This window comes from Hydrogenophaga sp. GW456-12-10-14-TSB4, assembly GCF_059424305.1.
On record NZ_JBWKZH010000046.1, the window covers coordinates 17,429 to 31,628 of the forward strand.

A 14,200-nucleotide genomic window follows, 5' to 3' on the forward strand; every position below is an offset into this window, starting at 1 on the left:
GATCAACTGACAAGGCGCCTCTTTCGGCGGATGTGGGGGGGGCGAGGCAACCCCGCAGCCGAGCGACCCTGCGCTGACCTCCCGGCATCGACGGCGAACTGAAGATGCAAGGAGACGATGATGGATCTGGGTGCAATGCTGGCAGGCAAGCGAGTGCTGGTCACGGGGGCCTCGTCGGGCCTGGGCGAGAACTTCGCCCGGCTGGCTGCTGGTTGCAAGGCCAAGGTGGTGATTGGGGCGCGGCGCAAGGCGCGGCGCGACAAGCTCGCCCAAGAGCTCGAAAAGCTCGGCTCGCCTCAGGTCTCGATGCTGGAAATGGATGTGGCTTCCGAGCAGTCCATCGACGACGCCTTGTCGCTCACGCTATCGGCGTCCGACTTCGACTCGCTGATGGAGCCCAACGTGCGCGGCGTGTGGCTGGTGGCCACGCGTGCCGCACAGCGCTGGGTGGATGCGGGGCGGGGAGGCTCAGTCGTCAACATCGCATCGATCCTGTGCGAGCGCGTGATGCTGGGCGCCATGCTGTATGCCACGTCCAAGGCTGCAGTCGTGCACATGGCCAAGAGCCTGGCACTCGAATGGGCGCGCCACGGCATTCGCGTCAACGCCATCGAGCCGGGCTACATCGACACCGAGATGACCGATGCCATGTGGGATACCGACCATGGCAAGGCGCTTATCAAGCGCATCCCGATGCGCCGCCCGGGTAAGCCGGAGGAGCTCAACGGTCTTTTCCCGCTGTTCGCGACCGAGGCCGGGTCGTGGATGACCGGCGCCTGCGTACCAGTGGATGGCGGGCATCTGTGCTCGCCGCCTTGAGTGCGAACGCGTCGAAGCAGTGCTACGTCTTTTGGGTGCGGGAACGATAGACACCTGGCGTGCTGCCGGTCCATGACTTGAAGGCCCGCTGGAAGGCAGTGCTGTCCGCGAACCCCAACTCGGCGGCGATGGCGCTCAGCGCGGCATCGGTGCTGGTCAACCGAATGATCGCCATGTCGCGCCGTAACTCGTCCTTCAGCACCTGAAAGGACCTACCCTCCACGGCCAGATGCCTCTGCAGTGCGCTGACCGACATATGCAAGCGCTGCGCGGCAATAGTCAGATCGGGCCACTCTGGGTACGCTCGCTGCAATAGTGCGCGCACCCGCGCGCTAGCCGTCCGCTCAATCAGGCGCGGGCCGATCAGGTTGCCCGGTGCGGCGTGCAAAAAGGTCTGGAGCGCGGCGGTGTCACGGCGCATCGGCTGCGCGAATGCGGATGCCTCGAACCAGATCGCCGACCGCGCCTGCCCGAACCGCAACGTGCCTGAGAAGATTTGGGCATAGTCCGCAGCACACGGCGGTGTCTCGAAGGCGAAATCGAGCCCTCTGGGCACCAGCCGACCGCCGTGCAGCCATACCAGCAGACGCCAGAAGACGCGCAACAGCAGCCCTTGCAGGAAGTCGGAATGTTCGCCCGCAGCGCAGCGCACGTCCAGCGCAGCACCCTTGAGCAAGCCATCAGAGACGGGCACAAGCGACAGGTCGTCCTGCAGCAGGGTGAAGGATGCGCTCAAGCGCTGCAAGGCGGCTGCCAGCGTCTTGGCCCCGAGCGTAGAGCGAGCCATCAGCGCAAAGCTGCCGCAGCGGAACGGCCGACCGTGTAGATAGCCTAGGCATTCGTCGTCCAAGCTGTCCTTCACAGCACTGAAGAGTGCGATGTATTGCTCCATGGTCACACGCGACTGCTCCAGATGCAGCAGCGACTCGGCGATGCGGGCCTGCGCCAGAACGCCATCCAGCCAGGACTCGGTGGCCAGTCCTTTGCTGCGCGCGCCGTCGAGCAGGCCATGCACGGCGAAAACAGGAACCGTTACGACGGGTTTCAACATAGTTAAAGGGAGCAACGATAGCTTGCGCTGAATTCGAATTTACACCAAGAAAGCGGCCCGCAAACCGATGGAACGTCGCTATGCCCCCGATCATCTTGCGCTTAGCACAAGCTATGCACTACCAAAGTCATGGCATGGTTTGGCGATGGAATGACTCGAAGCCTTCACCGAACAAGTTCGACTCGGGATGCAGCCAACAAAGCGCTACTCATGATGCATCGCGTGGCCGCTCGCCACCCTTTCATGCGAACGTCCGACCGCTGTCAGCCGGGTTTTGCCTTGTACATACAAAGTCAACTCGCCATGCACTGGCGGGCAAGACGCGCACGGGCCGAGTGCCCAGAATACCGCTTGTTAGTACACCCAGGAGACGCCCCATGGACGTTCGGCATCGATGCATTCGCACGAATGCTTCTTTAGCAACGGCATGTCGGTGTGCTTACCCGAATAGCTCAGCAACCAGGAGAGAGTGAATGTCTGTCTGCGCAGCGCCTTTGCGCGACATGTTGATTGATGCGGTGATCCGCGAACGTCGTTCCGTGCGTGCCTTTCTGCCGACCCCCGTGCCGCAAGAAGCGGTAGCCGAGATTCTGTCGGTGGCAGCCAGCGCGCCCAGTGGCACCAACACCCAGCCGTGGCAAGTTATTGCTGTGGCGGGCGATGCGAGGAAGCGCTTGTGCGACCGTGTACTGCACGCCTTTCACCATGAAGAGGGAGAGCACCAGTCCGAATACGACATTTACCCGGCCGAGTTCTTCGAGCCCTACCTGACCAGGCGGCGCCGATGCGGTTTTGCTCTCTACGCCGCGGTCGGTATCTCCAAGGGAGATACGGATGCCATGCGCGCTCAACATGCACGCAACTTTGCCTTCTTCGATGCGCCGGTCGGTTTGATCTTCACCTTGGACCGGCGCATGGTCCAGAGCAGTTGGGTGGACTACGGGATGTTCTTGCAGAACATCATGTTGGCGGCCCGCGCACGAGGCCTGGATACATGTTCGCAGATGGCTTGGAGCCTTTACCCGCGCCTTCTGGCTGAAGCCCTGCAAATCCCAGACAGGCAAATGGTGCTGTGCGGCATGGCACTGGGCTATGCCGACCCCGCGGCCGTGGTGAACCGCGTGCGCACAGAGCGTGAGCCGGTCGACAACTTCGCACGCTTCAGCGGCTTTTAGAAATCTTGTCATACCAAGTACTTGCGTCGAAAGCCGCCTGATGAATTCAGCCGCCCTGAAGCGGTTGATCGACCGGGCCTTGTCCTAGTGGGTAGGGTCAAGCATGGATGTATGCCTTATGGGGCTGACGGGTTGAACCCACAAAGAGGAGTAATCAATGTCTACCTACGCCGCGCCCTTGCGCGACATGCTGTTCACGATAAGGGAAGTCGGTGGCCTGGATGCGATCTGTGCCCAGCCCGGCCATGAAGAAACCACGCTCGACCTAGTCGAGGCCATCCTGCAGGAGGCTGCCCACTACGCCACCGGCGTGCTCGACCCGCTGAACCGCACAGGCGACGTGCAGGGCGCGCGCTGGCACGACGGCCAGGTCACGTCAGCCGATGGCTTTCGCGAAGCCTGGGCCAGCTTCTGCGGGAACGGCTGGAACGGCATGCCCGCTGCCACCAAATGGGGCGGCCAGGGCCTGCCCACGCTGGTGTCCACAGCCGTGCTGGAGATGTGGAAGTCGTCCAACCTCGCGTTCAGCCTGTGCCAGATGCTCACGCTGGGCGCGGTGGAAGCCATTGCGCACCATGGCAGCGACGCACTCAAGCGCCGCTTCCTGGAGCCCATGGTCGCGGGCCGCTGGACCGGCACCATGAACCTCACCGAACCCCAGGCAGGCTCCGACTTGGCCGCGCTGCGCAGCCGCGCCGTGCCCGAAGGCGACCATTACCGCGTCAGCGGAAACAAGATTTTCATCACCTGGGGCGAGCACGACATGGCCGAGAACATCGTCCACCTCGTGCTGGCGCGCCTGCCCGATGCACCGCCAGGCGTGAAAGGCATCTCGCTGTTCCTGTGCCCGAAGTACCTGGTCGACGACGACGGCTCCCTGGGCGAACACAACGACCTGGCCTGCACCTCCATCGAGCACAAAATGGGAATCCACGGCAGCCCCACGGCGTCGATGAGCTTTGGCGACGGCGGGGGCGCGATCGGCTACCTGGTCGGCGAGCCGAACCAGGGGCTGGCCTGCATGTTCACAATGATGAACCATGCGCGGCTGAACGTTGGCCTCGAAGGCGTGGGCATCGCCGAGCGCGCATACCAGCGCGCACGCGCATACGCGCTGGAGCGGGTGCAAGGCAAGCCACTGCTCAGCGGCAGCACCACCATTGCCGGCCACCCAGACGTGCGGCGCATGCTGATGGACATGAAGGCCCGCACCGAGGCTATGCGCGCACTGGCCTATTTCTGCGCCGGCCAGATGGACCGAGCCGCAGGCCACGCCGACGCGCAAGAGCGCGAACAAGCACTGGCCCTGGTCGGCCTGCTGATCCCGGTGGTCAAGGGCTGGTGCACCGACAGCGCACAGGGCATCACGTCCGATGGTGTGCAGGTGCATGGCGGCATGGGCTACGTCGAGGAAACCGGCGCCTCCCAGCACTTGCGCGACGCGCGCATCACGACCATCTACGAAGGCACGACGGGCATCCAGGCCAACGACCTGATTGGCCGGAAGCTGGCGCGCGAGGGCGGGCGCACGCTGAAGGCGCTGCTTGGCCGCATCGACCGCGATGCGCGGCGGTTGGCCGAGATGCCGGATGCCGCGTTGGCGCGGATCGGAAGCGTGTTAGCGGCTTCGGCACATGCGCTGGAGGAAGCGGCCGACTGGCTGCTGGCCCACGACGACCAACCCGCGCAGTGCGCGGCGGGCGCCGTGCCCTTCTTGCGACTGGCGGGCACGGTGATCGGCGGCTGGCTGTCGGCGCGCATGGCCGAAGCCGCCACTGCGCAACTCGCGGCGAGATCGGGCGATGCGAGCTTTCTCGGCGCTAAGCGTGCCACGGCCAGCCACTACGCGGCGCATGTCCTGGTGCAGGTGCCGATGTTGCGCGACATCGTCACGGGCGGCGCCGCCAGCACGCTGGCCCTGGCGGATGATCAACTCTGAATGATCCTGAAAGGAGGATCTCCGATGAAAATCCTGGTTCCCGTCAAGCGGGTGGTTGACTACAACGTCAAGGTCCGCGTCAAGAGCGATGGCAGCGGCGTGGACATCGCCAGTGTCAAGATGAGCATGAACCCCTTCGACGAGATTGCCGTCGAAGAGGCCGTTCGGCTCAAGGAGAAAGGCGCGGCAACGGAGATCGTCACCGTCTCGTGCGGCGTGTCCCAATGCCAAGAGACGCTGCGCACCGCCATGGCCATCGGTGCCGACCGCAGCATCCTGGTCGAGTCCAATGAAGAACTACAGCCGCTGGCTGTGGCTAAGCTGCTCAAGGCTCTTATCGACAAGGAACAACCCGGCCTCGTGATCCTGGGCAAGCAGGCCATCGACGACGACTGCAACCAGACCGGCCAAATGCTGGCTGCCTTGGCCAACCTGCCCCAAGCCACCTTCGCCAGCAAGGTCGAAGTGGCTGGTGACAAGGCCAAGGTCACCCGCGAAATCGACGGCGGCCTGGAGACGCTGGAAGTGAGTCTGCCGGCGGTCGTTACCACCGACCTGCGCCTAAACGAGCCGCGTTACGTGACGCTGCCCAACATCATGAAGGCCAAGAAGAAGCCGCTGGAAACGATCACGCCAGCCGATCTGGGCGTCGATGTGGCCCCGCGCCTGAAGACCGTGAATGTCGCCGAGCCCGCCAGGCGTGGCTCGGGGATCATGGTTCCAGACGTGGCTGCCCTAGTGGACAAGCTGAAGAACGAAGCGAAGGTCATTTGAATCTTCAACCAGACCAAAGCATGAGCCCCCAAGACATCTTGAACCGCTATGGCCCGCGCGAAGCGATGGAATACGACGTGGTGGTCGTCGGTGGCGGGCCGGCCGGCCTGTCCACGGCCATCCGTCTGAAGCAGCTGGCCGCCGAGAAAGGCAGCGAGATCAGCGTCTGCGTGCTCGAGAAAGGCTCCGAGCCGGGCGCGCACATCCTCTCGGGCGCCGTGATGGACCCCAGGGCCATCACCGAACTCTTTCCCGACTGGAAGGAGATGGGTGCGCCGCTGAACCAGCCGGTCACACACGACGACCTGCTGGTCCTGACCGAAACCGGTGCCCAGCGCACCCCCGAATGGCTGATGCCGCGCAACTTCCACAACGAAGGCTGCTACGTGATCAGCCTGGGCGCGGTCACGAAGTGGCTCGGCGAACAGGCGGAAGCCCTGGGCGTGGAGATCTTCCCCGGCTTCTCGGCCGCCGAAGTTCTGTACAACGACGACGGCTCTGTCAAAGGTGTCGCCACCGGCAACCAGGGCGTGGGCAAAGACGGCGAGCCGATGGACAGCTTCCAGATCGGCATGGAGCTGCACGCCAAATACACCGTGTTCGCCGAAGGTGCCCGCGGCCACCTGGGCAAACAGCTCATCGCCAAGTTCAAACTGGACGAGGGCAAGGACGCGCAGACCTTCGCCATCGGCATCAAGGAGCTGTGGGAAGTGCCGGCCGACAAGGCCAAGCCCGGTCTGGTCGTGCACACGGCCGGCTGGCCGCTGAACGACGACGCCTTCGGTGGTGGTTTCCTCTACCACCTCGAAGGCAACAAGGTCACACTGGGTTACGTCATCGGTCTGGACTACCAGAACCCCTGGATGAGCCCGTTCGAGGAGATGCAGCGCTGGAAGACCCACCCGGCCATCAAGGCCCACATCGAGGGCGGCAAGCGCCTTGGCTACGGTGCGCGTGCGCTGAACAACGGCACGCCGCAGGCCCTGCCCAAGACGGTGTTCCCGGGCGGCGCGCTGGTCGGCTGCGATGCCGGCTTCCTGAATGCCGCGCGCATCAAGGGCAGCCACGCCGCCATCAAGAGCGGCATGCTGTGTGCCGAGGCCGCCTTCGAGGCCGTGACCGCCGGCCGCCAGTCCGACGAGCTGACCGGCTTCGAGACGGGCTTCCAGGCCAGTTGGCTGCACGAGGAGCTCTGGACCTACCGCAACTTCAAGAACTGGTTCAAGAAGGGGCCGCTCATGGGCAAGCTCATGACCGGCGTCGAGCACTGGTTCCTGCCCAAGGTCGGCGTGAGCGTGCCACCCTGGACGATCCACAACACGACCCGCGACCACACCAAGCTGCGCCCGGCCGCCGAGATGCCGCAGATCAGCTACCCCAAGCCCGATGGCGTGATCAGCTTCGACCGGCTCTCCAGCGTGTTCATGTCCAACACCAACCACGAGGAGAACCAGCCGGCGCACCTGACGCTCAAGGAAGCCTCGGTGCCGGTGAAGGTCAACCTGGCGAAGTACGCCGGCCCCGAGAGCCGCTACTGCCCGGCCGGGGTGTACGAGTTCGTAAACAAGGATGGCGCCGACCAGCTGGTGATCAACGCGCAGAACTGCGTGCACTGCAAGACCTGCGACATCAAGGACCCGACGCAGAACATCGTCTGGGTCACCCCAGAAGGTGGCGGCGGGCCTACCTACGCCGGCATGTGATCAAGCCCCAACAACTTAAGCCAGCAATCAATGATGACAATACTTGTAGTTGCCGAACACGACAACACCTCTTTAAAGAGTCCCACACTCAACACAATCAAAGCTGCAGCAGAGATTAGTTTCTTCGGAAATGGGGAGGTACATGTCCTTGTAGCAGGACACCAAGCTCATTCAGTAGCCAAGATCGCTGCGGACATTCAGGGTGTCAGCAAAGTCATCCATGCCGACGCCGACGGCTTCGCCCACGGCCTGGCCGAAAACGTCGCCGCCCAGGTGCTGGCCATCGCAGGCAACTACAGCCACATCCTGTTCCCCGCCACCGCCAGCGGCAAGAACGTGGCGCCCCGCGTCGCTGCCAAGCTCGACGTGGCCCAAGTCAGCGAAATCAGCAAGGTCATCAGCGCCAACACCTTCGAGCGCCCGATCTACGCCGGCAACGCCATTGCCACCGTGCAAAGCGCGGACGCCACCAAGGTCATCACCGTGCGCACCACCGGCTTTGATGCCGCGGGCCAGGGCGGCTCGGCGGCGGTGGAGTCCGTGGCCGCGACGTCAGGCAACGGCAAGAGCGCCTACCTGGGCAGCGAAATCGCCAAGAACGACCGCCCTGAACTCACCGCCGCCAAGATCATCGTCTCCGGTGGCCGTGCGCTGGGCAGCAGCGAGAAGTTCAACGAAGTGATGACCCCGCTGGCCGACAAGCTGGGCGCGGCCATCGGTGCTTCGCGTGCGGCGGTGGACGCCGGCTACGCCCCGAACGACCTGCAGGTCGGCCAGACCGGCAAGATCGTGGCGCCGCAGCTGTACGTGGCCTGCGGCATCTCGGGCGCCATCCAGCACCTGGCGGGCATGAAGGATTCGAAGGTGATCGTGGCGATCAACAAGGACCCCGAGGCCCCGATCTTCAGCGTGGCTGACTACGGCCTGGAAGCTGACCTGTTCTCGGCTGTGCCGGAACTGATCGCTGCGATCTAAAAACAATAGTCATCGAGTCAAGAATGAAAACATTCAGGGAAAGCAATGGAACTGAGGCACCTTCGGTGCTTCTTGGCGGTCGCTCAGGAACTGCACTTCGCCAGAGCCGCTGAGAAGCTACACATTGAGCAATCGCCACTTTCGAGGGCGATCAAGGAGCTAGAAGAAGAGCTGGGGGTCCGTCTCTTCGACCGCAACACGCGCAGCACGCGCCTGACCCGTGCTGGCCAGACGTTCATGGAGCACGTGCCACGCGTGTTCGCCGCGCTGACCCAGGCGCGCGACAGTGTGCGTGCTGTGTCCGCAGGCTATCAAAGACAATTGCGAATTGCCCTATCAGGCAGCATTTCGCAGGCCCATCTCACGACTCTCCTGTCACGTTGCAGAGAGGAGGAACCGGATACGGAAATACGGCTCTACGAGGTTCCGGTGGCGCAGCAGATCAAGGGGCTCGAATGCGATTTGTACGATGCAGGATTCGCCCAGTCGTCGGAGGTCGGCGAGGTGCTGTTTGCTGTACCGGCGTGGAACGACCCTATGGTGGTGGCTGTGCCCTCACGCCACCCCTTGCTGGTTCACAAGAAGCTGCCACTGGAAGAAGTTCTCCGCTACCCGCTGGTACTTTGCGACCCGGGCGCCTGCGAGGGCTGCAGCCGCCAGGTGGCCCGCGTGCTGCGCGCGACAGACCTTAAACCAATCGTAGCCGAGCAGGTGGCCAGCCACGACCTGATGGTCACGTTGGTGGCCGCTGGCTACGGACTGGGCTTCTCGACAGAAGCACACGTTTCGACCAGCAACCACCCTGAGATCGTCACACGGCCGTTGGCTGGGCGTACGCCGATGCTGACCACCTACCTGATCAGGCGCATTGGCGAGCCGTCGGAAACCTTGCAACGTTTTGTGGAAAGAGCCCTCGTGTCGGCGCCGGGTCGCGCGGCGGACGAAGCTCTGGACACATCACCAGGGAGTAGCAAATGAAGAAGTGTTCCAGATGGGTGGCTGCGGTCGGCGCTGTTTCGGCCGCACTGCTGTTGTCCGCATGCGGCAAGTCACAGCCCACCGAAACGGTGGAGTCTCTGGCGGCCGATCCTGACCGCTTGAAGCAGTTGCGCGAGCAGTGCAAAACCGAGCGCGCAAAGCTGGGCGACGAGCTATGCGACCGCGTGGCCGAGGCCACAAAGAAGCGGTTCTTTGGGGACGGCAAGGTGCCCTACAACCCTACCAACGAATCGCCAAAGTTCTGAATCTGCGCTTGCCGCCACGCTCAGTGCGGCTCGTTTCGAGTATTGGCTCACTGCGCCGCGCTTCGCCATAGGCTGCGTCAGAACGCTGCGGCAAACTGACACACGCATTGATGCTGACCATGCGGCAAGCCTGCCGATTTGGGACTTTGACCCACCTATAGACCGCTTTCATCCTGACGCCTGCGGCATGCCTTTGTGCCGCACACATGACCCCGCATTGCGGGCCACGGGACAGGAGGTCAAGGTGCAGGCTCAGGGCGCAAGCCATCAGGGGGTTCTCTACGGGCAGATCGCGGCGGTGCTCGGCGTCGTCGTGGTCGGCGTGTGGGGTGCGACCCAGTGGACAGCCGCTGCGCTGGGTCACCAGGCGCGCCTGGGCGCGCCGTGGTTCCTGGCCTTCGATTACCCGGTGTACCACCCCTGGCGCCTGTTCGAGTGGTGGTTCTTCTTCGATGCCTACGCGCCGGATGTCTTCGATGTGGGTGGTGCGATTGCGGGTGGCAGTGGCCTCGTCTCGGTAGGCGTGGCGGTGGGAATGTCGGTATGGCGTTCTCGGCAGTCGCGTCTGGTCACCACCTACGGCACGGCACGCTGGGCCACGACCGATGACGTGCGGAGGGCGGGCCTGAACCGCGCCGGCGGTGTGTTCCTTGGCCAGCATGGTGAGCAGTACCTGCGCCATGACGGGCCGGAACACGTGCTGGCGTTTGCACCCACCCGCTCGGGCAAAGGCGTGGGCCTGGTGGTGCCCACGCTGTTGTCGTGGTCCGGTTCAGCTGTCATCCACGACATCAAGGGCGAGAACTGGCAGCTAACGGCCGGCTGGCGCGCATGCTTCTCGCATTGCCTGCTGTTCAACCCTACCGATGTGCGTTCGGCCGCCTACAACCCTCTGCTGGAGGTGCGGCGCGGCGTGCACGAGGTGCGCGACGTGCAGAACATCGCCGACATCCTGGTGGACCCTGAAGGCGCACTGGAACGGCGCAACCACTGGGAGAAGACCTCGCACGCCCTGCTGGTCGGGGCCATCCTGCATGTGCTCTATGCCGGCAAGGACAAGACGCTGCGCGGCGTGGCCAACTTTCTGTCCGATCCGGCCTGCCCTTTCGAGGTGACGCTGCACCGGATGATGAGCACGCCGCATCTGGCAAGCGAGCAAGGCGGTGGCCCGCACCCCGTCGTCGCATCCGCTGCCCGCGAAGTGCTCAACAAGAGCGAGAACGAACGCTCAGGCGTGCTGTCCACGGCCATGAGCTTCCTGGGTCTGTACCGCGACCCGACGGTGGCCGAGGTGACCTCGCGCTGTGACTGGCGAATCGCCGACCTGATCTCCACCGAGCATCCGGTGTCGCTGTACCTGGTGGTGCCGCCGTCGGACATCAGCCGCACCAAGCCGCTGATCCGCTTGATCCTGAATCAGGTGGGACGGCGCCTGACCGAGTCGCTGGATGGCTCGGACGGCATCGCACGGCGACACAAGCTGCTGCTGATGCTGGACGAGTTCCCGGCGCTGGGGCGACTGGACTTCTTCGAGACCGCGCTGGCCTTCATGGCTGGCTACGGCATCCGCAGCTTCCTGATCGCGCAGAGCCTGAACCAGATCGACAAGGCCTACGGCCAGAACCATTCGATTCTGGACAACTGCCATGTGCGCGTGACCTTCGCCACCAACGACGAACGCACGGCGAAGCGCATCAGCGAGACCCTGGGTACCGCAACCGAGTTGCGTGCGCAGCGCAACTACGCCGGTCACCGGCTGGCGCCGTGGCTCGGGCACCTGATGGTTTCGCGCCAGGAGACGGCACGCCCGCTGCTGACCCCTGGCGAGGTGATGCAGTTGCCGCCCGACGAAGCGGTGGTGATGATCTCCAGCGTGCCGCCGGTCAAGGCCCGCAAGCTGCGTTACTACGCCGACGCAAACTTCAAGCGACGCGTGTTGCCGCCGCCCTTGCTGATTGCAGGCACCTACCCCGATGCGCCACCGGTGCGGGCGGACGACTGGGGCGAGCTTGCTGTACCGGCTCCGCCCACTGCATCCAACCCAGCCTTCATGGCCGGTATGGATGCCGATGAAGGCGGCCCCCGCCTGCAGTCAGAGCTGACGGAGATTGCGACGCACAACCCCGCGATCGACGCACTGACCAATGACCTGGCGCTGCTCGATGACGACGACGCGCCCCTGCCCCTTCCCCGCCAGCTCGATCCGGCCATGCAGCGCACGGCGCGCCTGGCCGCACTCGACCCCGACGACGGCATCACGCTATGAGCCAGTACCGCCTGAACCTGTTCATTCCGCCTGAGCATGCGCGACGCCTCGAAGAGGTGGCGGCCAAGAAGGGCGTTTCCAAGTCGTCCATCGTCGCGGCAGCGCTCGCCTCTTGGCTATCGCCTGATTCAGGCGACCAGCGCGAGGCGGCCATCGCCAAGCGGCTGGACCGACTCTCCCGCCAGTTCGAGCGGCTGGAGCGCGATCAGAACATCGAGATCGAGACGCTGGCGCTGTTCATCCGCTATTACCTGACTGTTAGCACGCCGGTGCCCGAGGGACACCAGGAGGCGGCCCGTGCGCAGGGCAAGGCCCGCTTCGAGCAGTTCGTCGAACAACTGGGCCGCCACCTGCTGCGTGGCCGCAGCCTGGTGCGCAATGTGATTGAGGAGCTTCACCCGCAGGAACAGGACCTGAACCGGCAGCTGGACGATGCAGCAGGCAAGACAGTGGACCCGGTGAGTTCCGGGCAAGCCGACGAAGGGCCGACGGTATGACGGCCGCACCACCCAGCCCCGAAAGGACCAGGCTTGACCGCCGTGTCCGCATGCTGCGCACGGCCATGGGGCCAATGATCGCAGCCGCGCTGGAAGAGCCGGACGTGGTCGAGGTGCTGCTCAACCCGGATGGTTCGCTGTGGCTGGACCGGCTCTCCACCGGGCGGGCGCCGACGGGCGTGACCTTGTCGGCGGCCGATGGGGAACGCATCATCCGTCTGGTGGCTGCCCATGTCGGTGCCGAGGTACACCGGGGCCAGCCACTGCTGACGGCTGAGCTGCCCGAAACGGGTGAGCGCTTCGAGGGGGTTCTGCCCCCAGCTGCGCCGGGCCCCGCCTTCGCCCTGCGCAAGCGCGCCGTGGGCGTGATTCCACTCGACCGCTACGTGGACGACGGGATGATGACGGCAGAGCAGGCAGACTATCTGCGCCTGGCCGTGCACGAGCGTCAAAACATCCTGATCGCTGGCGGCACCAGCACCGGCAAGACCACGCTGGCCAACGCGCTGCTGGCCGAGATCGCCACCACGGGCGACCGGGTGCTGGTGCTCGAAGACACCATCGAGCTGCAATGCTCCGCTCGGGACCACGTTCCGCTGCGTACGCGCGCGGGCACCGTGTCCATGGCCGAACTCGTGCGCGCCACGATGCGGCTGCGCCCCGACCGCGTGGTGGTGGGTGAGGTGCGTGGCGGCGAAGCGCTGGACCTGGTCAAGGTCTGGGGAACCGGGCACCCCGGTGGCATCGCCACCATCCACGCCGGGTCTGCCCTCGGTGCGCTGCTGCGGCTGGAGCAGCTGATCCTGGAGGTGGCGGTGAATCCGCCAAGGGCGCTGATCGCCGAAGCGGTCAACGTGGTGATCTACATCGCCGGTCGTGGCCGCAAGCGCCACATCGAAACGATTGCTCGCGTCACTGGACACGACAGCACGGGCTACCACCTCGGAGCGTTGGATGCGTCCTTCCCGGAGTTGCCAGCGCCACCGCCACTTGCGCCTCCTCCCTCCCCGCCTCCTGCGGCGGACTCCACTTCCTCAACCCTGCCTGGAGAACTTCCATGAGCCCTTCGCTTTCCCTGCGCCGCCTTGCCGATCTGCTGACCCAATCCGTCTCCCAACGGCTCCCGTCCACCGGCGTGGCCGGCCTGCAGCGCATCCGCCGATTGATCCAGCCTGCCGGTCAGGGGCTGCTTTCCGCTGCCGTCATGCTGAGTCTGGCAGGCACGGCCAAGGCGGCCGGTTCCAGCATGCCCTGGGAGGGCCCGCTGCAATCCATCCTGGACTCGATACAGGGTCCTGTGGCCCGCATCGTGGCCGTGATCATCATCATTGCCACCGGCCTGGCCCTGGCCTTTGGTGACACCTCGGGTGGCTTTCGCAAGCTGATCCAGATCGTGTTCGGCCTGTCGATCGCCTTCGCGGCCTCGTCCTTCTTCCTGAGCTTCTTCAGCTTCTCGGGCGGGGCCCTGGTATGAGCGGCGCTACCGAGCACGCCAGCCTCGCCAGCGGCTTCGAGATCCCGCTGCACCGGTCGCTCACCGAGCCCATCCTGATGGGTGGCGCACCGCGCACCGTGGCCATCGCCAACGGCACGCTGGCCGCCGCCGTGGGCCTGGGCCTGCAGTTGTGGATTCCGGGGATCGTGCTGTGGATCGTGGGCCACTCGCTGGCGGTCTGGGGCGCTCGGCTCGATCCGCAGTTCATGGCGGTGTTTGCCCGGCACATCAAGCACAAGCCGTTGCTGGACGTGTGAGGAAG

The 14,200-nt window shown here is 64.6% G+C and carries 14 protein-coding genes; 13 read left to right on the forward strand and 1 reads right to left on the reverse strand.

The genetic code is table 11. The features are described from left to right. Positions 1-120 precede the first annotated feature (120 nt). Positions 121-819, forward strand: coding sequence for an SDR family NAD(P)-dependent oxidoreductase (locus tag AC07ZS_RS20385; RefSeq protein ID WP_494800354.1), 699 nt, complete (start codon positions 121-123; stop codon positions 817-819). A gap of 22 nt (positions 820-841) precedes the next feature. Here the strand turns inward: AC07ZS_RS20385 and AC07ZS_RS20390 are convergent, their stop codons facing one another. Further along, positions 842-1,870, reverse strand: a complete 1,029-nt coding sequence (locus AC07ZS_RS20390; RefSeq protein ID WP_494800355.1) for an AraC family transcriptional regulator — start codon at positions 1,868-1,870, stop codon at positions 842-844. A gap of 473 nt (positions 1,871-2,343) precedes the next feature. Between AC07ZS_RS20390 and AC07ZS_RS20395 the strand changes: the two genes are divergently transcribed. The 12 genes from AC07ZS_RS20395 to AC07ZS_RS20450 all read left to right on the forward strand — a co-directional run bounded on the left by AC07ZS_RS20395 (position 2,344) and on the right by AC07ZS_RS20450 (position 14,195). Next, positions 2,344-3,045 (forward strand): nitroreductase, encoded by a 702-nt coding sequence (locus tag AC07ZS_RS20395; protein WP_494800356.1) that lies wholly within the window; start codon positions 2,344-2,346, stop codon positions 3,043-3,045. A 157-nt stretch (positions 3,046-3,202) separates the two neighbouring features. Continuing rightward, positions 3,203-4,984, forward strand: a complete 1,782-nt coding sequence (locus AC07ZS_RS20400) for an acyl-CoA dehydrogenase (protein WP_494800357.1) — start codon at positions 3,203-3,205, stop codon at positions 4,982-4,984. Between the two features lie 24 nt (positions 4,985-5,008). Continuing rightward, positions 5,009-5,758, forward strand: a complete 750-nt coding sequence (locus AC07ZS_RS20405) for an electron transfer flavoprotein subunit beta/FixA family protein (protein WP_494800358.1) — start codon at positions 5,009-5,011, stop codon at positions 5,756-5,758. A 20-nt stretch (positions 5,759-5,778) separates the two neighbouring features. Continuing rightward, positions 5,779-7,461, forward strand: coding sequence for an electron transfer flavoprotein-ubiquinone oxidoreductase (locus tag AC07ZS_RS20410; RefSeq protein WP_494800359.1), 1,683 nt, complete (start codon positions 5,779-5,781; stop codon positions 7,459-7,461). 33 nt (positions 7,462-7,494) lie between these two features. Beyond that, positions 7,495-8,436, forward strand: a complete 942-nt coding sequence (locus AC07ZS_RS20415) for an electron transfer flavoprotein subunit alpha/FixB family protein (RefSeq protein WP_488835980.1) — start codon at positions 7,495-7,497, stop codon at positions 8,434-8,436. Positions 8,437-8,481: 45 nt separating this feature from the next. Continuing rightward, entirely contained in the window at positions 8,482-9,414 is a 933-nt protein-coding gene (locus AC07ZS_RS20420; RefSeq protein WP_494800360.1) for a LysR family transcriptional regulator, read from the forward strand. Further along, complete coding sequence (locus tag AC07ZS_RS20425; protein ID WP_494800361.1) at positions 9,411-9,680, forward strand: EexN family lipoprotein; 270 nt, start codon at positions 9,411-9,413, stop codon at positions 9,678-9,680. Before AC07ZS_RS20420 ends, AC07ZS_RS20425 begins: the two co-directional genes overlap by 4 nt. 244 nt (positions 9,681-9,924) lie before the next feature. Next, the gene (locus tag AC07ZS_RS20430) at positions 9,925-11,946 is read left to right on the forward strand and encodes a conjugal transfer protein TraG (protein WP_494800381.1); all 2,022 of its coding nucleotides are present in this window, start codon (positions 9,925-9,927) and stop codon (positions 11,944-11,946) included. Next, positions 11,943-12,443: a CopG family transcriptional regulator gene (locus tag AC07ZS_RS20435; protein ID WP_494800362.1), complete on the forward strand. Its 501-nt coding sequence runs from the start codon at positions 11,943-11,945 to the stop codon at positions 12,441-12,443. Before AC07ZS_RS20430 ends, AC07ZS_RS20435 begins: the two co-directional genes overlap by 4 nt. Further along, on the forward strand, positions 12,440-13,504 hold the full coding sequence (gene trbB, locus AC07ZS_RS20440) for a P-type conjugative transfer ATPase TrbB (RefSeq protein ID WP_494800363.1): 1,065 nt from the start codon (positions 12,440-12,442) through the stop codon (positions 13,502-13,504). The genes AC07ZS_RS20435 and trbB overlap by 4 nt, the downstream gene beginning before the upstream one ends. Then, complete coding sequence (locus AC07ZS_RS20445; protein WP_488835986.1) at positions 13,501-13,917, forward strand: TrbC/VirB2 family type IV secretion system protein; 417 nt, start codon at positions 13,501-13,503, stop codon at positions 13,915-13,917. Before trbB ends, AC07ZS_RS20445 begins: the two co-directional genes overlap by 4 nt. Beyond that, on the forward strand, positions 13,914-14,195 hold the full coding sequence (locus AC07ZS_RS20450; RefSeq protein ID WP_494800364.1) for a VirB3 family type IV secretion system protein: 282 nt from the start codon (positions 13,914-13,916) through the stop codon (positions 14,193-14,195). Before AC07ZS_RS20445 ends, AC07ZS_RS20450 begins: the two co-directional genes overlap by 4 nt. The last annotated feature ends 5 nt before the right edge of the window (positions 14,196-14,200 follow it).